This window comes from Flavobacterium acetivorans (assembly GCF_020911885.1).
GTDB classification, from domain to species: domain Bacteria; phylum Bacteroidota; class Bacteroidia; order Flavobacteriales; family Flavobacteriaceae; genus Flavobacterium; species Flavobacterium acetivorans.
In genome coordinates, this window is record NZ_CP087132.1 from 1,516,597 (window position 1) to 1,541,570 (window position 24,974).

At 34.3% G+C, this 24,974-nt stretch carries 27 protein-coding genes and 2 tRNA genes; 21 read left to right on the plus strand and 8 right to left on the minus strand.

Annotation, left to right across the window (positions count from 1 at the left end):
• Positions 1-21: 21 nt before the first annotated feature.
• Positions 22-735, plus strand: a complete 714-nt coding sequence (locus tag LNP19_RS06700) for a murein L,D-transpeptidase catalytic domain family protein (RefSeq protein WP_230064009.1) — start codon at positions 22-24, stop codon at positions 733-735.
• Positions 736-802: 67 nt separating this feature from the next.
• Here LNP19_RS06700 and LNP19_RS06705 read toward each other — a convergent pair whose 3' ends face one another.
• The gene (locus tag LNP19_RS06705; protein WP_230064010.1) at positions 803-1,243 is read right to left on the minus strand and encodes a GNAT family N-acetyltransferase; all 441 of its coding nucleotides are present in this window, start codon (positions 1,241-1,243) and stop codon (positions 803-805) included.
• Positions 1,244-1,378: 135 nt separating this feature from the next.
• On the opposite strand from LNP19_RS06705, the gene LNP19_RS06710 reads away from it, so the two are divergent.
• Positions 1,379-1,451: transfer RNA gene (locus LNP19_RS06710), tRNA-Gly, on the plus strand.
• A 128-nt stretch (positions 1,452-1,579) separates the two neighbouring features.
• Positions 1,580-1,652, plus strand: a tRNA-Gly gene (locus LNP19_RS06715).
• A 37-nt stretch (positions 1,653-1,689) separates the two neighbouring features.
• Here LNP19_RS06715 and pepE read toward each other — a convergent pair.
• Complete coding sequence (gene pepE / locus LNP19_RS06720; RefSeq protein ID WP_230064011.1) at positions 1,690-2,397, minus strand: dipeptidase PepE; 708 nt, start codon at positions 2,395-2,397, stop codon at positions 1,690-1,692.
• Between the two features lie 161 nt (positions 2,398-2,558).
• Between pepE and LNP19_RS06725 the strand changes: the two genes are divergently transcribed.
• The 8 genes from LNP19_RS06725 to LNP19_RS06760 all read left to right on the plus strand — a co-directional run bounded on the left by LNP19_RS06725 (position 2,559) and on the right by LNP19_RS06760 (position 9,386).
• Entirely contained in the window at positions 2,559-3,323 is a 765-nt protein-coding gene (locus LNP19_RS06725; protein ID WP_230064012.1) for a hypothetical protein, read from the plus strand.
• A complete protein-coding gene (locus LNP19_RS06730; protein WP_230064013.1) occupies positions 3,310-4,035 on the plus strand; it encodes a carboxypeptidase-like regulatory domain-containing protein in 726 nt (241 codons plus the stop codon). The genes LNP19_RS06725 and LNP19_RS06730 overlap by 14 nt, the downstream gene beginning before the upstream one ends.
• Positions 4,025-4,780 carry a BamP family beta-barrel-assembly machinery protein gene (bamP, locus tag LNP19_RS06735; RefSeq protein WP_230064014.1) on the plus strand — a complete coding sequence of 252 codons (756 nt, stop codon included), beginning with the start codon at positions 4,025-4,027 and terminating at the stop codon, positions 4,778-4,780. Before LNP19_RS06730 ends, bamP (LNP19_RS06735) begins: the two co-directional genes overlap by 11 nt.
• A gap of 54 nt (positions 4,781-4,834) precedes the next feature.
• Positions 4,835-5,581: a BamP family beta-barrel-assembly machinery protein gene (gene bamP / locus LNP19_RS06740; RefSeq protein WP_230064015.1), complete on the plus strand. Its 747-nt coding sequence runs from the start codon at positions 4,835-4,837 to the stop codon at positions 5,579-5,581.
• On the plus strand, positions 5,578-6,081 hold the full coding sequence (locus tag LNP19_RS06745; protein WP_230064016.1) for a DUF6702 family protein: 504 nt from the start codon (positions 5,578-5,580) through the stop codon (positions 6,079-6,081). The genes bamP (LNP19_RS06740) and LNP19_RS06745 overlap by 4 nt, the downstream gene beginning before the upstream one ends.
• 65 nt (positions 6,082-6,146) lie before the next feature.
• On the plus strand, positions 6,147-8,390 hold the full coding sequence (locus tag LNP19_RS06750) for a M1 family metallopeptidase (RefSeq protein ID WP_230064017.1): 2,244 nt from the start codon (positions 6,147-6,149) through the stop codon (positions 8,388-8,390).
• 103 nt (positions 8,391-8,493) lie between these two features.
• A complete protein-coding gene (locus LNP19_RS06755; protein WP_230064018.1) occupies positions 8,494-8,820 on the plus strand; it encodes a Sec-independent protein translocase subunit TatA/TatB in 327 nt (108 codons plus the stop codon).
• Positions 8,820-9,386, plus strand: a complete 567-nt coding sequence (locus LNP19_RS06760; RefSeq protein ID WP_230064019.1) for a phosphatase PAP2 family protein — start codon at positions 8,820-8,822, stop codon at positions 9,384-9,386. Before LNP19_RS06755 ends, LNP19_RS06760 begins: the two co-directional genes overlap by 1 nt.
• A 50-nt stretch (positions 9,387-9,436) precedes the next feature.
• Here the strand turns inward: LNP19_RS06760 and LNP19_RS06765 are convergent, their stop codons facing one another.
• A complete protein-coding gene (locus LNP19_RS06765) occupies positions 9,437-10,078 on the minus strand; it encodes an O-methyltransferase (protein WP_230064020.1) in 642 nt (213 codons plus the stop codon).
• A gap of 82 nt (positions 10,079-10,160) precedes the next feature.
• Between LNP19_RS06765 and rlmN the strand changes: the two genes are divergently transcribed.
• Positions 10,161-11,204 carry a dual-specificity RNA methyltransferase RlmN gene (gene rlmN, locus LNP19_RS06770; protein ID WP_230064021.1) on the plus strand — a complete coding sequence of 348 codons (1,044 nt, stop codon included), beginning with the start codon at positions 10,161-10,163 and terminating at the stop codon, positions 11,202-11,204.
• Between the two features lie 90 nt (positions 11,205-11,294).
• Here rlmN and LNP19_RS06775 read toward each other — a convergent pair whose 3' ends face one another.
• On the minus strand, positions 11,295-12,377 hold the full coding sequence (locus LNP19_RS06775; RefSeq protein ID WP_230064022.1) for an alkaline phosphatase family protein: 1,083 nt from the start codon (positions 12,375-12,377) through the stop codon (positions 11,295-11,297).
• A 148-nt stretch (positions 12,378-12,525) separates the two neighbouring features.
• On the opposite strand from LNP19_RS06775, the gene LNP19_RS06780 reads away from it, so the two are divergent.
• From LNP19_RS06780 to dnaG, 5 genes are all read left to right on the plus strand, one after another.
• Entirely contained in the window at positions 12,526-13,503 is a 978-nt protein-coding gene (locus tag LNP19_RS06780) for a polyprenyl synthetase family protein (RefSeq protein ID WP_230064023.1), read from the plus strand.
• Between the two features lie 186 nt (positions 13,504-13,689).
• Positions 13,690-14,250 carry an RNA polymerase sigma factor gene (locus tag LNP19_RS06785; protein ID WP_230064024.1) on the plus strand — a complete coding sequence of 187 codons (561 nt, stop codon included), beginning with the start codon at positions 13,690-13,692 and terminating at the stop codon, positions 14,248-14,250.
• The gene (locus LNP19_RS06790; protein WP_230064025.1) at positions 14,237-14,956 is read left to right on the plus strand and encodes a hypothetical protein; all 720 of its coding nucleotides are present in this window, start codon (positions 14,237-14,239) and stop codon (positions 14,954-14,956) included. Before LNP19_RS06785 ends, LNP19_RS06790 begins: the two co-directional genes overlap by 14 nt.
• A gap of 34 nt (positions 14,957-14,990) precedes the next feature.
• Positions 14,991-16,583, plus strand: coding sequence for a hypothetical protein (locus LNP19_RS06795; protein ID WP_230064026.1), 1,593 nt, complete (start codon positions 14,991-14,993; stop codon positions 16,581-16,583).
• 132 nt (positions 16,584-16,715) lie between these two features.
• Entirely contained in the window at positions 16,716-18,692 is a 1,977-nt protein-coding gene (gene dnaG, locus LNP19_RS06800; protein ID WP_230064027.1) for a DNA primase, read from the plus strand.
• A gap of 138 nt (positions 18,693-18,830) precedes the next feature.
• Here the strand turns inward: dnaG and LNP19_RS06805 are convergent, their stop codons facing one another.
• The gene (locus LNP19_RS06805) at positions 18,831-19,460 is read right to left on the minus strand and encodes a response regulator transcription factor (RefSeq protein WP_072942566.1); all 630 of its coding nucleotides are present in this window, start codon (positions 19,458-19,460) and stop codon (positions 18,831-18,833) included.
• A gap of 91 nt (positions 19,461-19,551) precedes the next feature.
• A complete protein-coding gene (gene nadE, locus LNP19_RS06810) occupies positions 19,552-20,352 on the minus strand; it encodes an NAD(+) synthase (RefSeq protein WP_230064028.1) in 801 nt (266 codons plus the stop codon).
• A gap of 102 nt (positions 20,353-20,454) precedes the next feature.
• Here nadE and gldB point away from each other — a divergent pair, with 102 nt between their 5' ends.
• Together gldB and gldC are read left to right on the plus strand one after the other, a co-directional pair.
• Positions 20,455-21,411, plus strand: a complete 957-nt coding sequence (gene gldB, locus LNP19_RS06815; RefSeq protein WP_230064029.1) for a gliding motility lipoprotein GldB — start codon at positions 20,455-20,457, stop codon at positions 21,409-21,411.
• Positions 21,411-21,749 carry a gliding motility protein GldC gene (gldC, locus tag LNP19_RS06820; RefSeq protein WP_072942573.1) on the plus strand — a complete coding sequence of 113 codons (339 nt, stop codon included), beginning with the start codon at positions 21,411-21,413 and terminating at the stop codon, positions 21,747-21,749. Before gldB ends, gldC begins: the two co-directional genes overlap by 1 nt.
• A 72-nt stretch (positions 21,750-21,821) precedes the next feature.
• Here the strand turns inward: gldC and yihA are convergent, their stop codons facing one another.
• Positions 21,822-22,442: a ribosome biogenesis GTP-binding protein YihA/YsxC gene (gene yihA, locus LNP19_RS06825; protein WP_072942575.1), complete on the minus strand. Its 621-nt coding sequence runs from the start codon at positions 22,440-22,442 to the stop codon at positions 21,822-21,824.
• Positions 22,443-22,480: 38 nt separating this feature from the next.
• A complete protein-coding gene (locus tag LNP19_RS06830; protein WP_230064030.1) occupies positions 22,481-23,245 on the minus strand; it encodes an alpha/beta fold hydrolase in 765 nt (254 codons plus the stop codon).
• Positions 23,246-23,609: 364 nt separating this feature from the next.
• Here LNP19_RS06830 and LNP19_RS06835 point away from each other — a divergent pair, with 364 nt between their 5' ends.
• Positions 23,610-24,083: a division/cell wall cluster transcriptional repressor MraZ gene (locus LNP19_RS06835; RefSeq protein ID WP_230064031.1), complete on the plus strand. Its 474-nt coding sequence runs from the start codon at positions 23,610-23,612 to the stop codon at positions 24,081-24,083.
• Positions 24,058-24,966 (plus strand): 16S rRNA (cytosine(1402)-N(4))-methyltransferase RsmH, encoded by a 909-nt coding sequence (rsmH, locus tag LNP19_RS06840; protein ID WP_230064032.1) that lies wholly within the window; start codon positions 24,058-24,060, stop codon positions 24,964-24,966. The genes LNP19_RS06835 and rsmH overlap by 26 nt, the downstream gene beginning before the upstream one ends.
• Positions 24,967-24,974 lie beyond the last annotated feature (8 nt).

Genomic DNA, 24,974 nt, shown 5'->3' on the forward strand with positions numbered 1-24,974 from the left:
AAATTAAAACTATAATAATCAATGATTTATAAAATTTGTCCCGCTTTATTGCTAATGTTTATTTCGTTGTCACCAAACAAGTTTTTCTTACCGGAAATTAAAAAAACCAGTGCGGTAGAATTGATTAAATCGAGTTCTGACAATGATGAAGAAAAGGTTTATAGTAAATTGAATTCGGATCAATACCCTTTGCCTAAATTAGAAAGTTTTACACAGGCTTTAAAAGGCTTTAATCGATTAAAAGAGAAAGGCTTGATTAGTAAAAACATATTGACACTAATTGATTTTAGTTTGTCATCTAATTCCAAAAGGCTTTGGGTGATTGATTTGAATACGAATAAAATTTTATATAATACTTTAGTCGCACACGGAAGAAATACTGGTGATGAATTTGCGGCTAGTTTTTCTAATGTGGCAGAATCTTTCAAAAGTAGTTTAGGGTTTTATGTCACAGGAGAAATATACAATGGAAAACACGGTAATTCATTGCGTTTGGATGGCTTAGAAAAGGGTATCAATAGTAATGCTAGAGAAAGAGCCGTTGTCATTCATGGAGCCGATTATGTGTCGGATTCCTTTATAAAAAACAATAAAAGATTAGGAAGGAGCTTAGGTTGTCCTGCGGTACCTTTGCCGCTAGTTGATGGTATTATACAAACAATTAAAGACAAATCTTGTTTGTTTATTTACTATCCGTCTCAAAGCTATATAGAAACTTCGAAATTAGTTTCTTGATTGTATAGTCAAGTTTTACTAAGATTGTCTAACGGGTTTTAATTGAAAAAATACAATGCGATTTTTTCTAAATCAGTTTTTTGAACATAACAACATGTTCGCCAATGTTTTCAATTTCAAATGGATTCCCTTTTATGGAGTATCCTAATTTCTGATAGAATCCTACAGCTTGAATTCGAGCATTGAACCATATCAAAGGGACTTTTTTTGAAATGCAATCTTTTTCACAATACTGGACTAGTGCTTCTCCAAATCCTTTCTTTTGCTGATTTTCTAAAATGGCCATGCCTCGAATCTGACTTTGTTCTTTTTCTAAGAATAGAGTGTTAGTTTTTTTAAATAGTGAAAGGACTCCAACTAATTCTTGGTCTGCGAAAAAGCCAAAATGAGAAGTTGTTGCTAAATCATCCCCATCAAAGTAGCAAGTAGTTGTAGGTTTTCCTTTTCTAAGGACAGGGTGGCGGACTGAATAAGTGTCCTGAGCACTGATTTTTTGGATAGAATACATTTTGATAAAAAATAAATTAATTTATAAAGGTTTAATTTTAAAAAGGTTAAGAATTGATGTGATTTTTTATTGCATTTTTATTTAAAAAAACTTGGTTCAAAGCTAACTTATTATTTATATTTGCACCACAGTAATGCGAAAGTAGCTCAGTTGGTAGAGCTCCAGCCTTCCAAGCTGGTTGTCGCGAGTTCGAGCCTCGTCTTTCGCTCTAAACCTCAAACGTAAGTTTGAGGTTTTTTGTTTTTAATGATTTGGACTATTTTAAATCATTGAAAAAAAAAATAAAAAAAACTTGCGTCAAATTGAATTTAGTTTGTATATTTGCACCCTGTTAATGCGAAAGTAGCTCAGTTGGTAGAGCTCCAGCCTTCCAAGCTGGTTGTCGCGAGTTCGAGCCTCGTCTTTCGCTCTTTAAAAAAGTCGAAACTATTAAGTTTCGGCTTTTTTTATTTTAAATCACTAATATCAGTTCCGCTTTCTATTTCTACGGGAATCTGGTTTTGTCTAAAAAGACGTGCGCTTAGATTGCCTTTTAAAAGTGTTTTATCGTCTTTTACTTCCAGCCAGCTTCCTTCTCTTAGTCCTAAAACGGGAATAGTGTTGAAAACATGAAACTCTTTTATTCTTGTTTCGCGTGTTTCGCCCATGTGGGTTGATTGACTATCAGAATCCAGGTAATGTGCATTTATGTTAAAAGGAATTAATCCCAAAGTCTTGAAGCTGGGCGGGTAGATGATAGGCATGTCATTTGTAGTTTGCATAGTCAATCCGCAAATGTTGCTTCCGGCGCTGGTACCTAAATAAGGAGTTCCAATTTTTACCGTTTCGGCAAGAATGGTCATGATTTCGTTTTTGTATAATTGGGTTACCAATAAAAAAGTATTTCCGCCTCCTGTGAAAATTCCTTCTGCTTTTTGAACTGCTTCTGCTGCGTTTTCAAATTCGTGTATTCCTTTTACGGCTATGTTTATTTTGGCGAAAGCCAAAGCTACTTTTGCAGTGTAATCTTCGTGCGAAATACCACTTGGTCTTGCATAGGGAATGAAAAGAATCGTTTTGCAGTTTTTGAAATGATTCTGTAATTCGGGCAAAATATAGTCTAGATACTCCCCACCATGTAGGGTAGATGTGCTAGCAATAATTATGTTTTTCATGTGTTTGCTTAATAAATTGGGCTAAAGGTATAAAATCGTATTTTTATGCTCTGCGGTTTTTTGATTTTAATTAACATATTTTTACCAAGTCCTTAATAATTAATTTGGAGCGAATTAGGATACTTTTACAAGCAACCCATATTTAAATTGGGGCTAGTTTCATGTTTAGATTCGTATTCCTGTTTTTTGTTTTTAATGCGGTTAATGTCTCGGGACAAGGAACTGCCGGTCAATTATTCCATGGAAAAGTAAGCTTTGAAATGACGGGTCTTGATGGGATTTATGTTGTGAATTTAAAGACAGAAAACACGGTTGTCACCCAAGATGGAGGAGCGTTTTCTATTATGGCCAAAGTTGGCGATACTTTGGTTTTTTCTGGTTTTCAATATAAAAAGATTCAAGTTGTTTTGACAGACCAAGATTTTGGAAGTAGTCTTTTTTTGGTGCGAATGCAGCCTATAATGAATCAGTTGAATGAAGTTGTGATTAAACGTTACAATAATATCAATGCTGTTGCATTAGGGATTATTCCTGGGAATCAAAAATCATATACTGAGGCCGAGCGAAAGTTATACACGGCCACCGATCTTAATGCTTCGGCAAATGCAGGAAGTATGGCTGGAGGTTCCGTCTCGGCTGATCCTTTGCTTAATTTTCTTTCGGGCAGAACTAAAATGCTCAAAAAAGAACTTAAGGTGGAGAAAAAAGAGCATTATATGAAGTTATTGGAAAAAATGTTCGACCGAAATCATTTTGTAAATAGATTAAAAATCCCGTCAGACTACGTGAAAGGATTTGAATATTACACTGTAGAAAATGAAAAATTCACTAAAATTTTGGAGTCAAAAAACAAAACAACTACCGAGTTTCTGTTAAGTGAATTAGCTATAAAATATAAAGAAATCATTGATATTGAAAACAAATAATATTCTATTAATTTTTCTGGTTTTATTATGCCAAATTTCTTTTGGACAATTAAAAGAAATTGAAATTCAGGGAAGAATTCGTGCCGATTCCAGTTCTGTGGAGGCGGTTAATATTGTCAATACAAGAACTTCTAAAACCACTGTTTCAGATAAAAATGGGACTTTTTCGCTTTTTGTAAAAGAAGGAGATCTTTTGGTCTTTTCTGCCGTAAATCTCGTAACTTTACGTAGGAGAATCAATGCACAAGATTTAGTGGTGGATGTGATTAAGGTTCAAATGGCGTTGAAAAACATCCCCTTGAAGGAAGTGATTATCAATGAAAATTCGCATATAACGGCTGAAAACTTAAGAATTATTCCTTATGGTCAAAAGAAATATACAGCTGCCGAAAGGAAAATGTATACCGCTACATCAGGTGGAGGGATTGATGGTTTGCTGAATACTATTTCGGGCAGGAAGAAGATGCTAAAAAAGGAAATTGTTGTAGAGGGAAAAGAGACGGTATTGAATAGATTAGAGTATCTTTTTGAAGATGAATATTATGTTGAAGAATTAAAGATTCCACAAGATTATATTCGGGGATTTCAATATTACTGCGTAGAGGATAACGGTTTTGTGGCGGCTTTAGCAGCTAAAAATAAAACTTTGACAAAGTTTTTAATTACCACTTTGGCTTTGAAATACAATAAAATCATAAAAGATGAAAACTAAAACAACAATAATACTATTCACTTTGTTCTGTCAATTTTGTTTTGCTCAAGTAGGAGAGAGAAAGACATTGAAGGGTCAGGTGAGGAATGATCTGGTACCCGTAGAAAATGTGATTGTTTTTAATGTTAATTCTCAAACGGGGACGGTCGTTAATCAGTATGGTTTCTTTACTATTCCGGCTAAAGCAAATGATACTTTGGTTTTTTCGAGTTTGGCATTTAAATCTAAGAGGATTGTTCTCTCAGAGAAGGAATTTATCAATCCACTGTTTGTGGTAAAATTGGATGTTTTCACAAATGAATTGGCTGAGGTATTAGTTTTAGCCAAAAAAGAACTGAATCCAATTAGTGGTAATACCCAGAAATATGTAGATGTTAAGTATTTTGATGACGAAAAATCGTCTCCAAAAAACAGAACAATGCCGCCAGTGGGTGGGATTGAAAATGGGATGGACTTTGTACGGATTTACAAGGATGTTTTAAAGGTACTTAGAAAAAATAATCCTAAAAAAGTCGATTTCTATCAGGAAACCAGCTTTTCTGAGCTTGCCTTGAAGCGCATCAATTATTCTTTTTTTGCTAATACATTAAAATTGAATGATGATGAAATTAAGCTTTTTCTTGTTTTTTGCGAAAATGATCCTAAATCAAGGTTTTTGATGAAACCTAGTGAGGAATTTCAGTTGATTGATTTTTTGGTAACAAAGAATAAGGAATACAAAAGTGTCACTGCCCTTGAAAAATAAACAAGTACTGAGTTTGATACTATTTTTGAAGAAAATGCCACTAACTTATTACGGATGAAAGCTAAAATTACGATTCTTTTTATGGGGTTCTTTTGTCAGTTTTGCTTCAGTCAAATAGAAGAAAGAAAACCATTGCATGCACAAGTTTTAAATGATTCCTTGCGGGTTAGCGGTGGATATGTTTTTAACAGCAGTGCAAAACTAAAGACATTCATTAGTTCCGAAGGTTTTTTTGATGTTCTTGCTAAGGCAAATGATACGCTACTAATTTCGAGTTTGGCTTTCAAATCAAAGAAAATCATTCTTACAGATAAAAATTTCAAAGTTCCTTTGCTGATTATAAAGCTCGAAAGTTTTACCAATAATTTAAAAGAAGTGGTTGTTTCAAAAACAAGAGTGCCTTATCTACTGAGTAATCAGTTGATGATTGATAGGCCTTATTTTGATGATGCACAATCTTCACTCAAAAACACCACAATGCCTCTTATGGGGATTGAAAACGGTTTTGATTTTATAAAAGTGGGCAGAATGATTGGGGATATGTTCAGTAAAAAGAAGGCGGAGAAAAAGAGAGGCGATTACTATGAAGATTTTAGTGAAGCTGCTTCCAAAGCAGTTACAGCTGATTTTTTTACCCAGACATTAAAGCTAAAAAAAGAGGAAATAGGTCTTTTTTTGATTTTTTGCGAAAATGATTCTAGAGCCCAATCTTTTGTGAAATTGGAGAATAAGTTTCATCTGATTGATTTTTTAATTACGAAAAATCAAGAGTTTAAAAGAATTGCTACTTTTGTAGAATGAAAAACACCATCGTCTATTTATTTTTCGGAATAGTATTCTTGAGTCTTACTTCTTTTGGCTATCATAAATTTTATATGGGAATTTATCAAGTCAATTATGCGCCAGATAAGAAGATGTTACAAATCACTTCGAGGATCTTTGTAGATGATTTGAATAATGCTCTGGAGAAAAAGTACACTAAGAAACTGAATTTGGGAACCGATAAAGAATCTTCGGAGGAACTGGTTTTGTTGAAAAAGTACATGTCTGAAAAATTTTCCCTTAAGGTAAACGGGGAATTGAAACCAATACAGTTTTTGAGTAAAGAACTAGACGGAGATGTAATGGTTTGTTATTGGAATATTAGAGAGGTGTCAAAAATTAAATCGATCGAAGTGTATAATGCGGTATTGGTCGATTGGAATTCAGAACAGCAAAATATAACCCATTTTAGCGTTAATAAGATTAAGAATAGTTTTCTTTTTACTAATTCTTCTACTCGTGAAGTGTTAAAATATTAAATTATACTTAAAAAATTGTTCGAAATTATTATTTTCACCCACTTAAATAATTTCGAAAACTACCCATGAAAAAAATCACATTATTTTTTCTCCTCCCGATGGCATTGTTTGCCCAGGAAAAAGCGACAACGCCGGCTCCAAAAGAAGCAGGGAAATACGATACGAATAAGTTTCGACAGATGTATGATTTATTGGCTACACCCAATATGTTTCGTACGGCTTCGGGCGCTCCAGGACCAGCTTATTATCAGCAACAGGCAGATTATAAAATGGATATAGAATTAGATGATAAGAATGCCAGACTTGATGGTTCAGAAACGATAACTTATTATAATAATTCCCCAGACAGCTTAGAGTATTTATGGGTACAATTAGACCAAAATCAAGCCGCTAAAAATTCTCAATCTCCATTGGCTGAAAACGAAAAAATTGAACAGGTGTTGCCTGTGGAGAAATTCTCCGATGAGTATTTGAAAGAAGGATTGAATAGAGGATTTAATATTGAATATGTGAAAGATTCCAAAGGGAAGCCATTAGCATATACTATAAATCATACGATGATGCGCATTGATTTAGCAACTCCATTGAAGCCAGGAGAGAAATTTTCGTTTGCTATAAAATGGTGGTATAATATCAATAATTACCAAAAAGAAGGAGGTCGTTCCGGTTATGAATTATTCGAAAAAGACGGAAATAGATTGTATGTAATTGCTCAATTTTTTCCTAGAATGGCTGTCTATAATGATGTTGAAGGATGGCAGAATATGCAATTTTGGGGAAGTGGGGAATTTGCTTTGCCTTTTGGGGATTTTGATGTAAATATTACTGTTCCTGCAGATCATGTGATGAATGCAACAGGAGAATTGATGAACAAAAGTGAGGTTTTTACTCCGGCACAACTAAAAAGATATGAGTTAGCCCAAAAATCTTTTGATAAACCGGTAATAATTGTGACTCAGGCTGAAGCTGAAGCGAGTGAAAAAGGTTTTTCGGACAAGAAAAAAACATGGAAATACAGTGCTAAAAATGTTAGAGATTTTGGTATTTCTACATCAAGGAAGTTTATTTATGATGCCATGGCGGTTCAGTTGAGTAACAAAGTGGTGATGGCAGAATCGCTTTACCCAAAAGAGGCTAATCCGCTTTGGGAAGAAACATCTACTAGAATGGTTGCACATACTTTGAAAAGTTATTCTTCGCATACATTTGATTATCCTTATCCAAAGGCAGTATCCGTTTCTGCTGAAGATCAAGGAATGGAGTATCCAATGATTTGCTGGAATTATGGGCGTCCTGATAAAAACGGAGTGACCAATGAACGCATAAAAAATGGGATGATAGGAGTAGTGATTCACGAAGTGGGACACAATTTTTTTCCTATGATTGTTAATTCTGATGAGCGTCAATGGACTTGGATGGATGAGGGTTTAAATTCATTTATGCAATATATGGCCGAACAGGAATTAGGTACTAATTTCCCTTCTAATCGAGGAGTTCCAAGTAAAATTGTTCCTTATATGAGTGGTGATCAGAAGTTTTTAGAGCCAATAATGTCTAACTCTGAAAGTATTGTTCAGTTTGGTAATAATGCTTATGGAAAGCCGGCAGCGGGACTTACCATTCTTAGAGAAACCATTATGGGAAGAGAATTGTTTGATTACGCTTTCAAAGTTTATGCAAACAGATGGAAGTTCAAACACCCTACACCGGAAGATTTTTTCAGAACTATGGAAGATGCTTCGGCAGTAGATTTAGATTGGTTCTTTAGAGGATGGTTTTACTCGACCGATGTTGTAGATATTGCCATCAATGATGTGAAGCAATATTATGTTACAGAGACTCCAACTAAGGAATTGAAGGATGCCAAAGTAAGAAGAGGGCGTTTCGGATTAGATAAAGGCCCTTTTTTATATTTAGTTTCAGATAAAAACGAAGAATTGAAATCCTCTTCAAAGAAGCCTTTGCAAATTGAAGAAGTAAAATTACTTTCGGATTATGTAAATACAAAACTCTCTGCAGAAGAAAAGTCTAAACTGAAAAATCCTAAATACTTCTATGAAGTTGAATTTAGTAAGCCTGGAGGGATGCTGATGCCAATTGTTGTAGAGTTTACATACGAAGACGGAACGGTTGAAAACTTTAAATATCCAGCTCAAATCTGGAGAAAAAATAATGATACTGCCAGAAAGGTATATGCTACAGAAAAAGCGATTAAGAAAATTCAAATTGATCCAAAATTAGAAACAGCAGATGTTGATGTAACCAATAACACTTGGCCAAAAACAGAATTGAAATCTAAATTTGATTAAATAATCACATAAAAAAGGACTCTGTAAAGAGTCCTTTTTTATGAAAAATTTAAATAACTAGGGGGCAAAATTTAATATCTTTGCAACAATAAAATATAAAAATATGTTTGGCATAGGAGGAGGAGAGTTGGTTTTCATTATGTTTATTGTACTGATGCTTTTTGGCGCTGATAAAGTACCTGAAATGGCGCGTACAATGGGTAAGGCAATGGCACAATTAAAAAATGCAACCAACGATATAAAAAGTGAAATTCAAAAAGGCGCTGAGGCTAATGGTCTTGATGCAGCTTCTTTTACAAATATGACAGGAAATATAACTTCAGAAATTGAAAAAGCCAAAGAAGATCTTTTGGGTGATTCAGTAATTCAGGCCACTAAAGTTAAAGAAGACATCGAAGACATTACCGGACCAGTAAAACGAAATATGTAATGCTGGAAAAAATACTATCACTTGATACCGAGTTATTAATATTTTTGAACGGTCTTGGCTCAGAAACTTATGATGGGTTTTGGCTTATAATTACCAAGCAAATCTACTGGACTCCTTTATTCTTGCTATTGTTATATTTTATTTTTAAAAAAATTGGAGCAAAGCAAAGCTTGTATTTGATCTTGTTCATAGCTCTTTTGATAACATTTACCGATCAAGTAACGAACTTGGTTAAAAATAATGTTCAAAGATTACGACCTTGTAGTAATCCGGAAATTAATACTATAATAAGAGTAGTTAAATCAAGCAGTTCGTTCAGTTTCTTTTCGGGTCATGCTGCAAACAGTATGGCAGTAGCTGTTTTTTTATATTTCAATTATAAAAGGTATTTTAAATATTTTGGATTGCTATTTTTATGGCCTTTAATATTTGCTTACAGTAGGATATATTTAGGATTGCATTATCCTTTAGATATTATGTGTGGTTATTTATTTGGTATATTTTCAGGATTTATGTTCTTTAAAATATATCAGGCTGTTCAAAAGAAATATTTTCCTCAATCATAATTCTACAAACAAAAAGAGCTTCTAACGGAAGCTCTTTTTGTTTGTAGAAACTAGAGTACTCTGCTTACGGTTAAACCATCCCGAATAGGTAATAAAACCGTTTCAACACGAGGATCATTCACTAATAGTTTGTTGTATTCCAATAGTATTTTAGTACTCAAATCATTTTTTTGCAAGGGCTCCAATACTTTTCCGCTCCATAGTACATTATCCGAAAGAATAACGCCTCCTTTGTTCATTTTGGGAACAATCAATTCAAAGTAATTAATGTAGTTTTCCTTGTCGGCATCAATGAAAACCAAGTCGAATTTTAGGTCAAGCGTTGGAATAATATCAATGGCCGTGCCTAAATGTTGCACGATTTGATTTCCCCAAGGGGATTTGTCAAAATGTTTTCGCTGGAAGTCTATTAACTCTTCTTTAATGTCAATTGTATGGAGTTGGCCGTTTTCTTGCATCCCTTCGCACAAACATAAAGCCGAATAGCCTGTGTAGGTTCCAATCTCTAGAATATTTAACGGTCTGATTAATTTGGCTAACATACTTAGAACTCGTCCTTGAAAATGTCCACTCAGCATGCGCGGCAGCAAAATTTTCTGGTAGGTTTCTTTGTTTAAGGCGGCTAACAGTTCAGGTTCTTTTTGAGAATGCTGCTCAATATAATCTTCTAATTCTTGGGAAATGAAATGCATTTTTGTGTGTTTTTTTCAATTTGGGTCAAAGTTACCAAATTATCAAAACAACAAATCAACAAATTGTCCTTAAATTTGCAGCATGCAAATCGAAAAAAAAGACATACGAGCCTTATCTAAAGAACAATTGCGTGATTTTTTTGTTTCCCAAGGAGACAAAGCTTTTCGCGGAAATCAAGTTTACGAATGGTTGTGGAGTAAAGGCGCCCATAGTTTTGATGATATGACTAATGTGGCAAAAGGAACTCGGCTAATGCTTGAATCCAATTTTGTTATCAATCATATCAAAGTAGATACGATGCAAAGAAGTGAAGACGGAACCGTTAAAAACGCAGTCCGTTTACATGATGGTTTGGTGGTAGAATCGGTTTTGATTCCTACAAATACGAGAACAACAGCCTGTGTTTCCAGTCAGGTGGGTTGTAGTTTGGATTGTAATTTTTGCGCCACAGCGCGATTAAAAAGAATGCGTAATCTGGAACCGGCTGAAATTTATGATCAGGTTGTTGCCATTGACAAAGAAAGCCGTTTGTATTACAATCATCCGCTTTCGAATATTGTTTTTATGGGAATGGGCGAGCCGCTTATGAATTACAATAATGTGCTGAAAGCGATCGAAATGATAACTTCGCCCGAAGGTTTAGGGATGTCACCAAAACGGATTATGGTTTCTACTTCGGGTGTGCCAAAAATGATTAAAAAATTGGCAGATGACGACGTTAAATTTAAGCTCGCAGTATCTTTACATTCGGCGATTGATGAAATCCGTTCTAGAATTATGCCTTTCAGTGAAAATTTTCCTTTGAAAGATTTACGAGAAGCTTTGGAATATTGGTATCGAAAAACCAAAAGTAAGGTCTCTTACGAATATGTGGTTTGGAAAGATATCAATGACAACAAAGAATCGGTTGATGCCTTGGTTAAATTTTGTAAATATGTTCCTTGTAAAGTAAATTTGATAGAATACAATCCGATTGATGACGGCGAATTTCAACAAGCCTCGGAAGAATCGATTAATGCCTATATCAAAGCGCTTGAAAATTCGGGTATAGTTGTTAAGGTGAGAAGAAGTAGAGGAAAAGATATTGATGCTGCTTGTGGCCAATTGGCCAATAAAGAAGTGTAATTGCATTCTGTTTTATAAATATATTAAAAAAGGATTGAACTTGATAAAAGTCAATCCTTTTTTTGTTTAGAAGCGTGTTTTTAAAAGAAATTAATGTGCTAATTCGGTTATTTCTTTGGCTATTGGATGATTGGCTTCAAAAGTGTAGCCCATAAGTTTAGCGATAGTTTGGGCAATTTGTTTTTGGTATAATTGAGTTTCTGTTTTTATTTCCCCTTTAGCATTAATTCCGGGACCCATAGCAGCAAACCAAATTTCTGAAGCGCCTTTTATTTGGCTTCCATGACTGGTCCATTGAGTTTTTATTTCGTCTCCACGTCCGTGATCTGTTGTTAGTATTAATGTGGTTTTGTTTTTGTATTGCGGGTCATTTTGGATATAATCCCAAATTTGTTTGATCCAGGAGTCCACTTGATGGGCGGCGTCTAAATAAGAGCGATAATGTCCAGAATGTGCCCATTCGTCTGTTTCGCCGTAGGCAATATATAATACTCTCGGTTTTTTGGTTTTCAATTCTTCCATGGCGGCATAATGAGTAAATACATCAAGACATTCACTCTGATGAAATGGTTTGAAAGAATCAGCCAACATGTCATTTATTAATTGTTGTTTTGGGCTTGGACTATTTCCTCCAATTTTGTCAAAAGCTGAAATTACCGGAAAGCCACTTCTTTCTTCGTTTAGGATTCTATCGAAGGCGTTCCATGCGCCAAAAGCGGCTACTTTTCCTTTTAGCTTAGGTTGTTTGTTCAAAAATTCCAATACATTAACATTTGGATTGGCCTTGTAATCATTGGAATTAATTAGTGGATCTGCATGACCCGTCAGCATTTCACTATATCCGGGATAACTAAACCAATATGGGTTGGCATTATTTACGTTGTTATTGTAATCTTTGTTTCCGTACAATTGGCCTTTTGAGGCTATGGTAGACCATATAAAAGGCAAGAGTTTTGTTTTGCGTTCGGATGTGTTTTCGCTCCAGTATTTATTGTAAATGTAGGTACTGTCGCCTTGGTTGAATTTTTTGTTATTAGCAATAGAAGGATCCATACCTTTATAGAGTTCCTGCCATCTCAATCCATCTGTGGTTATGATGATAATATTTTCTGTTTTTTGGGCGTGAGTTAATAGGACAGAGCATAGGAATAGAATTAAAGTGATTTTTTTCATTTTTGTAGTTTTTGCTGTTGATTGCTATTTAGGTTTTAAACTCTTAATTTATTTTTTGTTGTTTAAAAATAAAGTTATTTTTAGATTTTATCAAAATTAGTTTTAAGACTATTTATTCGTGGCCAAAAAATGTATCTTTGAATCCTAAATGAATGTTACTTCTCAAATAAAACAGCCCATCTTTAATGAAATGGAACTTTTTGAAAAAAAGTTCTATGAATCGATGACTTCCAAAGTGGCGTTGCTGAATAGGATTACTTACTATATCGTGAACCGAAAAGGCAAACAAATGCGTCCGATGTTTGTTTTCTTGACAGCCAAAATGGTTTCAAACAATATCGTTAACGAACGAACTTATCGCGGTGCCTGTGTCATTGAGCTTATTCATACTGCAACCTTAGTTCATGATGATGTAGTGGATGACAGTAATCGCCGACGCGGTTTTTTTTCACTCAATGCGCTATGGAAAAATAAAATTGCCGTTTTGGTGGGAGATTATTTATTGTCCAAAGGATTGTTACTTTCGATCGATAATGGTGATTTTGATTTGCTGAAAATTATATCTGTCGCTGTCCGCGAAATGAGTGAAGGCGAATTATTACAAATTGAAAAAGCAAGGAGACTAGATATTACTGAGGATATTTATTACGAAATCATTCGAAAAAAAACGGCGACACTTATCGCTGCTTGTTGCGCTCTTGGGGCTAAATCTGTTATTGAAGATGAAGTTCAGGTCGAAAATATGCGGAAATTTGGTGAACTTATTGGGATGGCTTTCCAGATAAAAGATGATTTGTTTGATTATACTGAAGATGCCATTGGCAAGCCAACAGGAATTGATATTAAAGAGCAAAAAATGACCTTGCCTTTGATCCATGTTTTAAATACTTGTACTTCAAAAGAAAAAAGTTGGTTAATCAATTCGATCAAAAACCACAATAAAGACAAAAAACGAGTAAAAGAAGTGATTGCTTTTGTCAAAAACAATAACGGTTTGCATTATGCTGAGCAAAAAATGATTCAGTTTCAACAAGAAGCGCTTTCGCTTTTAGATAATTACTCTGATTCCGAATTTAAAGATGCCTTGATCTTGATGGTGAATTATGTAATTGAAAGAAAAAAATAATTTTTTTTCAACTTCTTTATTGTTTTAAGTATCTGATTTTGTTGTGTTTAAAATTTTTAGGCTCTTAAATGTTATTTTTATCCAAATTAGGATGCAACCTTTTTGCATTCCATCTCGTCTATACTAATAGAAGATCGTTATTAGTGTTTCAACTGTGAACTAATAGCTGAATACGAAACACTGATAATGAAGGTAATCAACTTACATAAAGAGGAAAACGAAATAATCCAGTTGGCTGTCGAAAACAATCGGCAAGCGCAACAGAAGATTTATACCCAGTTTTCTCCAAAAATGTTAAGTGTTTGCCGACAATATATTAAAGATATTCATCAGGCAGAAGACATAATGATTACCGCTTTTATGAAGGTTTTTGTTAATCTTAAAAATTTTCAGCACCAGGGTAGTTTCGAAGGTTGGATTAGAAGAATAATGGTCAACGAATGCATTTCTTTTCTTCGTGTTCAAAAAAAGGTCCGGTTTGTTGAAGAGGAGACTTTTTTTGAGGAAAGTTTTAATGCTATCGAAAGCCAGTTTTCAGTTGATGATATTCAGTTCTTGATAGACAGTTTGCCGGATGGTTACAAAATGGTTTTTAATTTATACGCTATTGAGGGTTTTAAGCATAAGGAAATTGCAAGTATGCTGGAGATAAATGAAGGGACATCAAAATCGCAATTGTCACATGCAAGGAAAATGCTGCAAGGACAGATTAACAAGTTAAAAAATTATGAGTATGGAACCGAGTAAACTTGAAAAACAGATAAAAGAGAAGTTAGATTCACGAGAGATCAAACCATCAGAAATGGCTTGGGATAGATTGGACGCAATGTTAAACGGTGTCGAAAAACCCAAACGTAAATGGTCTTGGATTTATATTGCCGCAAGTTTCATTGGGTTTGTTTTCATTGGGACATTTTTCTTTAAGACTTATGAGACAAAGAAAATAGATCTGAATCTACCTCTGGTTATAGAGCAAAAAGATCCAGAAATTTCTTCGGAAGAATCCGGGATTATCGATGAGGAAACGTCAGTTTTAAATTCTATTAAGAATACAAATACTGCAAAACAAGTAGTTGCTCAGAATAATAAACTCAAAACTCCGTCCAATCCGCTTAAAAATAACAATAAGGAGGGTTTAATCATCAATCAATCGAAGGGAAATAATATCGTAATTAATTCTTCTGATAACAAGGATTACCAATCTATCAGCAGAAATAAATACGTTTCGGCAGAGAAATTATTAGCGGAAGTTTATGATACTAAATTTGAAGCAAGAGCTTCGGATAAAATTATAGAAAAAACGATAAAGGTTATTTCTATAGATCCAAACAGTTTATTATCAAATGTTGAGACGGAATTAAATCAATCTTTTAGAGAATCTGCATTAGAAAAATTGAACAAAAATTATAATGCTATAAAAACAGTTTTAGCTAATAGAAATTATGAAGAATAAATAATCATCAATCATCAATCAAAAAACGAAAATCATGCAAAAAATTATTTTAGTTACACTATTAATGTTGGTTGCTGTGGCAACCAAATTAAATGCTCAGGAATCCGATTCAATTAGCAAAACTTCAGAATGGTATTATAGAGGTTCTAAGCCTGCCAGTTATGAAATGGGGCCTGAGGAAAATACTGAATTTAGCGGTCAAACTGTTCTTAAAATTAAATCGATTGAAAGTAAAATCAATGGTTTTGGCAATATTATGAAAACCGTCAATTCTGATTTGTATAGAGGAAAAAACCTTAAAATGACTGCTTACGTTAAAAGCGACAAAGTCAAATCTTGGGCTGGACTTTGGATGCGTGTAGATTATTATACGGCTGCTGTTTTGGCTTTCGATAATATGCAAAATAGAGCCATAAAAGGGACGAAGGATTGGGAAAAGTATGAAATTGTTTTATTTGTGCCCAAAGAGGCAACGTCAATTTCTTATGGAGTTTTGTTAGATGGTATTGGTCAAATTTGGTTTAAAGACGTAAAACTGGAAGTAGTTGATGATGCTGTTCCCGAAACAGGTTCGGTTAAAGGAAGGAAAAACAAAGTAGTTTCATTTGAAAAAAGAGCAAAAGTAATTGCTGAGCAAATTAAAACTATTAAAGACAATCAAAAGAACGCATTAAAAGCCGAAATAGAAGTAATAGATAAGGAAGTTACAAAAGGAATAATTTCTAAAGAAAAAGCAGAAGAACTTAAATTAAAAAAAGCGGAAGAATGTGCGGCTAATATTGAAACAAAAGTTGCGATTGAAGAAGGGAAGTTAAGTCAGCTAATACAGGATAAAGTTGATGGAAAGTTTGAAGAAGAAGAAATTGTGAGAGGTAGAACCAAGGTCATTTTAGGGATTAATAATGATTCTATTGGTAAGTATAGTAGAGAATTAAATGTTACTGGATTGAAGTTTTATAATGGACAAGAGGATAAGCAAAATCGACAAGCAAAGCGAACAACAACTCAATTGGTTTTTGCGACTGGGCTAAATAATGTTGTTACAAATGGGACAGCGAGCAAATCGGATTTTAAATATTGGGGATCACATTTTTACGAATGGGGTTTGACATACAATAGCCGAATCTTGAAAAACAACAACTTATTACATGCTAAATATGGGTTTTCTGTAGTGTATAACAATCTTCGTCCAACAGCTAATAGAAGTTTTGTGGTGAACGATAATCAAACTAATTTAGAATTGAATCCCATTCCTCAAGAAGATTCGCGTTTTAAAAATGTGAATTTAGTATTTCCATTGCATTTAGAATTGGATTTTACAAAGCCGAAAGTTAAAGATGGCAAAACCTATTTTAAAAGTCACGAAAGTTTTCGTTTGGGTCTAGGTGGATTTGTTGGGACTAATTTGAAATCGAAGCAATACATAGACTATGATATTGATGGATACAAAACAAAAGAAATTACCAAAGGCAGTTTTAATGTAGATAATTTTATCTACGGATTAAGTGGTTATCTGGGCTATGGCGCAACCAGTTTTTATCTGAAATACGATTTGAATCCTTTGTTTAAAAATAATGCAGTGAAGCAAAATAATGTTTCCTTAGGATTGCGTTTTGATTTTAATTAATAATTTATTTTCAATTAGTTTATAGGTTAGAAGCGCTTCGAAAGAGGCGCTTTTTTATTTTAAGTAATTCAATTATGAGCTATGATTTGTGTATTTTTGCTTTCTTTCAATAAATAAATTATTTCATATATTTTGATTTCAAAAGCCACAATAGATACTGTTTTCGAAACTGCTCGTGTAGAGGAGGTTATTGGTGATTTTGTACAATTGAAACGCGCAGGAAGTAATTTTAAAGGATTGAGCCCGTTTTCTGACGAGCGCTCGCCTTCATTTATGGTTTCGCCTGCTAAAGGGATTTGGAAGGATTTCAGTTCCGGAAAAGGCGGCAATTCTATCGCTTTCTTGATGGAGCACGAACATTTTACCTATCCGGAAGCGATTCGATATTTGGCTAAAAAATATAATATTGAGATTGAAGAAACGGAACAGACTGACCAGGAGAAAGCAAATACAGATGTACGGGAAAGTATGTATCTCGTATCTGAATTTGCGAAAACTTATTTTCATAATACACTTTTAAATTCCGAAGAAGGAAAAGCCATTGGTTATTCTTATTTCAAAGAAAGAGGATTTACCGGTGAAACTATAAAAAAGTTTGGTCTTGGATATTCTCCAGAAACTTGGGACGCTTTTACTAAGGAAGCGCTTGGGAAAGGCTATAAATTAGAATTCCTCGAAAGTACCGGATTGACAATCGCAAGAGAGGACAGGCCTTTTGATCGTTTCAAAGGACGTGTCATGTTTCCTATACAAAGTATGTCCGGACGAGTACTTGGTTTTGGAGGAAGGATTTTGACCAATGATAAAAAAGCGGCAAAATACCTGAATTCTCCAGAAAGCGATATTTATCATAAGAGTAAGGTTTTGTATGGTATTTATCAAGCCAAACAATCTATTGCTAAATTGAATAATTGTTATTTAGTTGAAGGATATACGGATGTTATTCAGTTCAATCAATCGGGAATTGAAAATGTTGTGGCTTCTTCAGGGACAGCCTTGACGCCGGATCAGATTCGTTTAGTTAATAGGTTGACAAAAAACATAACGGTTCTTTTTGACGGAGATGCAGCCGGACTTCGGGCGTCTATCCGCGGAATTGATTTGATTCTTGAAGAAGGTATGAATGTCAAAGTTTGTACTTTTCCGCAGGGAGAAGACCCGGATAGTTTTGCCAAAAAAACCTCGCATGATGATCTAGTGGCTTATTTGGAAAACAATGCCAAAGATTTTATCCAGTTCAAGGCATCGCTTTTAATGGATGAAGCAAAGAATGATCCTATAAAAAAAGCTGATTTAATTCGGGATATGGTGACGAGTATTTCCAAGATACCCGATAGAATTCAGCGTGAAATATATATTCAGGAATGTTCTCGAATCATGGATATTTCCGAGCAAGTTTTAGTGAGTACTTTGGCACAATTAACTCAAAAAGATATAGCTGAGGTTGCAAAGAAACAAAAACCGGAGCAAAAAACGTTCGATGTAATAAAAAACGAAAACCCAGAATCGACTGAAAAAGTAGATGTGTTAGCTAATGTTGAGCGAGAAATTATCAGAATTTTGCTGCTTTATGGCAATAAGACTGAAAATTTTGAAGAAACATTGATGAAGTCTAATGAAGAGGGGGAGATTATTGAAGTTACGGAATTCAAAGAGTTAAAGGTATTTCAAAAAATATTCTTGAGTTTACAAGAAGATGAAATAGAGTTTGCAAGTCCTGTTTTTAAATCTATTTATGAAGATTTGATTAATTATTATCTTCAAAATGAAAATTCAGGAGTTGAAAAATACATTAATCATTTGCAGTCAGGTGTTCCACAAGAGATAACGACGATAATGATGGAAGATGAAAAGTATGTGCTGCATGATTGGATGGGGCAAAATATATTTCCAAAAACTATTGAAGAAACCTTGAATCAAGGAGTGTCAGACACATTGTTTACTTTAAGATGGTTTTTGATTAGTGAGATTATTGAAAATCTAAAAAATTCAATCTCAAATGAGCCGGGCTCTGATAATATGGAATCCTTGTCTATGGTGATGAGTTATATTGAGCTTAGAGGTAAGTTTTCTAAAAAATTAGGTAGAGTAGTAGTTCGTTATCATTAATTAGACGTGGCTCTTTGTATAAATAAAAAACGCTGCATTAGCTGAATTTTATTCGGCTAATGCAGCGTTTTCATTTTGACACATTTAGTGTGCTGCTTTTTTGACTAGGAAATACTAAAATAGAATAGCGATATTCTTTTAGACAATTTCTAATGTTTTTGCTTTGTTAACTAAATCAACTAGATTAGTAACATTGAGTTTTGTCAATAGGCGCAACTTGTAAGTACTAATTGTTTTTTCGTTTAGATTTAGGATTTCGGCAATTTCATGGTTTTTCTTTCCGCCGCTTAAATAGCGTAGAACTTCCACTTCACGATTAGAAAGTTTTCTATACAGTCTTTCGCTCTTGCTTTGTTTGGCAATTAAGGCTAAATTTTTCTTGACGGTTTCGTTCATGATAATCTTTCCTTGGTGAACTTTGATGATAGAAGCTCCCAAAGTTTCTAGTTTTTCTTTTTTATGGACAAATCCAGCTACACCTGCTTTAATGGCATTGGGTGCGTAAATTTGTTCCGAAAGACCACTGAAGATAATAATCTTTGTTTTAGGAAAGTTTTTCAAAATGGATTTCACTTCAAAAATACTGGAAAGTCCTTCCAGTTCTAAATCTAGTACTAAAACATCAATATCTTTAGTAAGGAGTATATCGCGAATCATCAAAAAACTGCCTACATTGGCAACAATTGATATGTCGGCATGGTCTTTAAAATAAGATTTAACACCAAAATGTACGACAGGGTAGTTATCTGCAAAACAAACTTTAATCATAACTTTAAATTTTTAAGAGTTGTTTGTTAAAATCATTTATAAATTTAATAAAAAAAAACACATTATTACTAATTTTCCTGATAAAATGCAATTATGTTCGATTAATTAAACAAATTGGTATTTCTTTCATTTTATGTTGGTTGGTTCTGTTTAGACATTTGTAAATATCGAAAACTTCTTTTTCTCTACCTGAGAAATCATTTGTTAATTTTCCTGCTTCATCAGCAAGCATTGCCCATTCTAATTCGTCGTAATTAGCACCTAATTGCTCTTCATCTGTCTTTTCATCGCCAAACAAACCGTCTGAGGGGGCGGCTTTGAGTATGGACTCCGGAACTTTTAGATAAGCGCCTAGAGTAAACACCTCTGATTTCATTAGATCTGCTATGGGGCTGAGGTCGACTCCGCCATCACCATATTTTGTAAAAAAACCAACACCAAAATCTTCTACTTTGTTTCCTGTTCCTGCAACTAATAATCCATGAACACCTGCGTGATAATATAAGGTAGTCATGCGTAAGCGGGCACGTGTGTTTGCAAGGGTTAGGTGTAATTTTTTTTCATCAAAATCAGTAGGAACTTCTTTTTTGAAAGTTTCAAAAACCAAAGTTAAATCGGTTAATGTGTTGCTAACATTGGGAAATCTTTTCTTTAATTGCTCAATGTGCTCACGTCCACGGCTGACATGGCTTTCGTGTTGATGGATTGGCATTTCGACACATAAAACTTTTAAACCAGTTTGTGCGCATAAGGAAGAAGTTACTGCAGAATCTACTCCACCCGAAATTCCTACGACAAAACCATTGACATTTGCATTTTCGGCATAGGTTTTTAACCAGTTCACAATATGCGTGTTCACTTTATCAGCCTGAAAAGCGACTTTTTTAATCATAAATAGTTTAAGTTTTAACGAGTAGGAATGTATATTTGCAAAAGCATTCAGAGATTTACTCGCTTATCTGATTTTTATGTGTGCAAATTTAATTAAAAAAAAATGAAATTATATCAAATACCTATTCTCTTATGTTTGTTTTTTTTTTCCTGCGGTAAAAAAGATAAAATAGATAAAGCAGTTGAGGAAATTCCAGTTACTATAAAGGTAGAGCGCTTTGATAAAGCTTTTTTTGAAACAAAGCCCGAGGATTTGGATAAGGTGAAGCAAGATTTTCCGCTTTTCTTTCCGGCTGGTAACAATGATGCTGTTTGGTTGAGTAAAATGCAAGATCCGCTTTGGCGTGAATTGTACGCTGAGGTTCAGAAAAAATATTCAAATTTTGAACCTGAACAAAAGGAATTGGAAACTTTGTTTAAACGTATAAAATACTACTTCCCTAAAACGAAAACGCCAAAAGTTATTACGGTGATCTCGGAAATGGACTATAATAATAAGGTGATTTATGCAGACAGCCTTTTGATTGTTTCTCTGGAGTTGTATTTAGGGAAAGAGCATAAGTTTTATCAGTTTCCAAATTATATCAAGCAAAATTTTGAGCAAAGACAGATGATGCCAGATGTGGTTTCTAGTTTTGTAAAGCAGAAAATGAAACCAAATTTGGATAAAAACCTATTATCAAACATGATTTATTCCGGGAAAGAATTGTATATAAAGGATTTGCTATTGCCTGATTATAGTGATGCCGATAAAATGGGTTATACGGATCAACAGTTATTATGGTGTGAGGAAAATGAGAGTTATATGTGGCGTTATTTCATCGAAAATGAGCTGCTTTATAGTGATGAACAGAAGTTGATTTCCAGATTTGTAAGTCCAGCGCCCTTTTCTAAATTTTATTTAGAAATAGATAATGAAAGTCCGGGACGTGTGGGTGCGTGGATAGGATGGCAAATTGTTCGGTCTTATATGAAAAACAATGAAGTATCTTTGCAGCAATTATTAGATGCGAATGCTAAAGAAATATTTGAAAAATCAAAATACAAACCTAAAAAGTAATGTCAGATAAAAACAGATCAGAAATTAAGTTTCTAGTAGAATTAGATGAGAACCGTGTTCCTGAAAAATTATTGTGGTCCGCAAAAGACGGAGGTGTCGAGTTAGAGGAATCCAAGGCAATTATGCTGTCTGTTTGGGATAGTAAGGCCAAAGAAAGTATGCGTATCGATTTGTGGACAAAGGACATGCCTGTAGATGAGATGAAGATTTTCTTTCATCAAACCTTAGTAGCTATGTCAGATACTTTTCATAGAGCCACTGGCGATGAAAAAATGTCAGATACGATGAAAGATTTTTGCGATTATTTTGCCGAAAAATTAGAATTGAAAAAGCAGTAATAAGCTTCATAAAAAAAATCCCAAAACTCTTCAGATTGAGTTTTGGAATTTTTTTTATGTTAAATAAGTTTTCTAAAACTGACTGTTGTTTTTGAAAACCTCTTGGTTTACTTCGTCTATATAATTTAAAACTTCGTCTTTTCCTATTGATTCTGTGGCAGAGGTCACGAAATAGTGCGGCATTTCGGCCCAGTTATTGGCAAACATGTTTTTCTTGTAGGCTGCAATATGGGAATCAATTTTTGTTTTACTGATCTTGTCAGCTTTGGTAAAAATGATACAAAAAGGAATTTCGCTTTCTCCCATATAAGACATGAATTCAATATCGATGGCTTGGGCTTCGTGGCGAATGTCTATCAAAACAAAAGCACAAACTAATTGTTCTCTGGTTTCAAAATAGTCCGTTATGAATTGCTGGAAAACCGATTTGGTTTTTTTGGATACTTTGGCATAGCCGTATCCAGGTAAATCTACCAAAAACCAATTGTTGTTGATTAAAAAATGATTAATCAGCTGTGTTTTTCCTGGTCTTCCTGATGTTTTGGCTAATTTTTTTTGGTTGGTCAACATATTGATTAATGATGACTTTCCAACATTAGACCTGCCTATAAAAGCATATTCGGGCAAAAAGTCCTTAGGGCATTTGCTTACATCAGAGTTGCTAATTACAAATTCGGCGGTATTGATTTTCATATTCTGTTTGTGTAAATCTCTTTTAGAGAGAGGGTGCTTTATAAATGGCTTTCTGTTAGCCACTCTTCGAGTAGGCGATTGAATTCCTGTGGTTGTTCCATCATGGCCGCATGTCCACACTTGTCTATCCAGTATAAGTTGGAGTTAGGAAGTAATTTGTTGAATTCTTCTGCGACTTCTGGTGGCGTAACTTTATCGTTTTTTCCCCAGATTATACAAGTTTTAACGTGCATTTTAGGTAAGTCTTTTGCCATGTTGTGACGAATGGCGCTTTTGGCAATCGTCAGGGTTTTTATTAGTTTTATTCTGTCATTAACTGTGGCATAAACTTCGTCAATAAGTTCTGGTGTGGCAATTTTAGGGTCGTAGAATACGTCTTCGGCTTTTTTCTTGATGTATTCATAGTCGCCTCTTTTTGGGTAGCTGTCACCCATGGCGCTTTCGTATAATCCGGAACTACCTGTAATAACTAGTCCGGCAACTTTTTCAGGATACATTTTAGTGTGGTATAAGGCGATATGGCCTCCTAGTGAATTTCCTAAAAGGATGACTCTGTCGAATCCTTTGAAAGTGATGAAATTTTTAACGTAAATGGCGAAACTTTTAACGTTCGTTTTTAGAATGTTTTGGGTGTATATAGGTAAATCTGGGATGACTATTTTATATCCTTTTTTAGAGAAGTGGCTCGCAACTGCGTCAAAATTACTCAAGCCTCCCATCAGGCCGTGTAAAATTACAATTGGAGTTCCCTCTCCTGCTTCATAATAGCTGTATTTACCTTCTTTCTTATAGTTTTTTTCCATGTTTTTTGGATGGTGATTTTCAATTTTCACAAATATAGGATTTAATAAATTAAAATGAATTTTTGAGAACTTTTTTTTGTTTTTCAATCCTTTTTATTGAAGTGGAAAAGATGGTTTTTTAAGACTTTTTGTGTTCAAAATAATGTGATTTTGGGTTGGGATTTTATTCGTATTGTTTGTTGTTTTTTGTCTTGTATGAACATTCTTGCAAGGATACTTTGGGATAGCTAATCTATTGACAGTCTAAAAATTAAGGGTTTTTTGTAAAAAGTGGTTAAACTTATTAACAAAGTGGTAGATTGTGGTAAATGGTGGTAATTTTTTTTATATTTTTGCTCTACATCAATTTTAATAAAAAACGCGCTTGAACACGATTGTAGGGACATATGAATGTAAAGTCGATGCTAAAGGAAGGGTCTTGTTGCCGTCTCCTTTGAAAAAGCAATTGGCTACTTCACTTCAAAGCGGTTTCGTTTTGAAGCGTTCTGTTTTTCAGCCTTGTTTAGAGTTGTATCCAATGGAGGAGTGGGATTTGATGATGCAAAAAATCAACAAGCTCAATCGTTTTGTTAAGAAGAATAATGATTTTATTAGAAGGTTTACAGCGGGTGTAAAAATAGTTGAAATAGATGCTTTGGGGAGACTTTTGGTGCCTAAAGATTTAGTGGTTTTTGCAAGTATAGCTAAGGATGTTGTTTTTTCTTCGGCAGTGAATATAGTTGAGATTTGGGATAAAGACTTGTATGAGAAATCGATAAGCGGTGAAGATATTGATTTTGCCGATTTAGCAGAAGAAGTAATGGGAAATATAAATGACGACGACAATGGAATATCATAATCCGGTTTTGCTTCAGGAATCAGTTGATGGTTTAAATATTAAGCCTGATGGGGTGTATGTTGATGTGACCTTCGGTGGAGGTGGGCATTCAAAAGAAATTTTAAGAAGATTAGGTCCAAACGGTAAGTTGTTTGCTTTTGATCAGGATGAGGATGCTCTCGCTAATGCTTTGTCTGATGAGAGATTTGTTCTTATTAATGAAAATTTCAGGTTCATTAAGCGTTTTTTGCGTTTTCATGGTGTAAAGAGTGTAGATGGGATTTTGGCTGATTTAGGAGTTTCTTCTCATCAGTTTGATGTTGCTGAAAGAGGTTTTTCTACTCGATTTGATGCTGGTTTGGATATGAGAATGAGTCAGAAAAATGATCTTAATGCGTACCGAGTTGTAAATGAATATGATGAGGTAAATTTAAAAAGAGTTTTTTTAGATTATGGTGAATTAAAAAGTGCTCCTGCTTTGGCAAGAACAATTGTTGAGGCAAGGGAGAAACAATCGATCAAGACTACAGATGAACTGAAAGAGGTTTTGGCTAAATATTTACCTGAAAAAGTTAGAAATAAAATTTTGGCTCAAATTTATCAAGCCATTCGAATTGAAGTCAATCAGGAAATGGATGTTTTGAAGGAGTTTCTGGAGCAATCCTTGGAGATCTTGAGTCCAGGCGGAAGATTGAGTGTTATTTCTTATCATTCATTGGAAGACAGGTTGGTGAAACGATTTATGAAGAATGGAATGTTCGAAGGAGAACCGGAGCGTGATTTTTTTGGAAATTTTTCAGTTCCGTTTAAAACAATAGGAAAGCTAATTATTCCGGATCAAGAGGAGATTAGGATAAACAATAGAGCGCGAAGTGCAAAATTAAGGATAGCAGAAAAGATATAATTATAAGG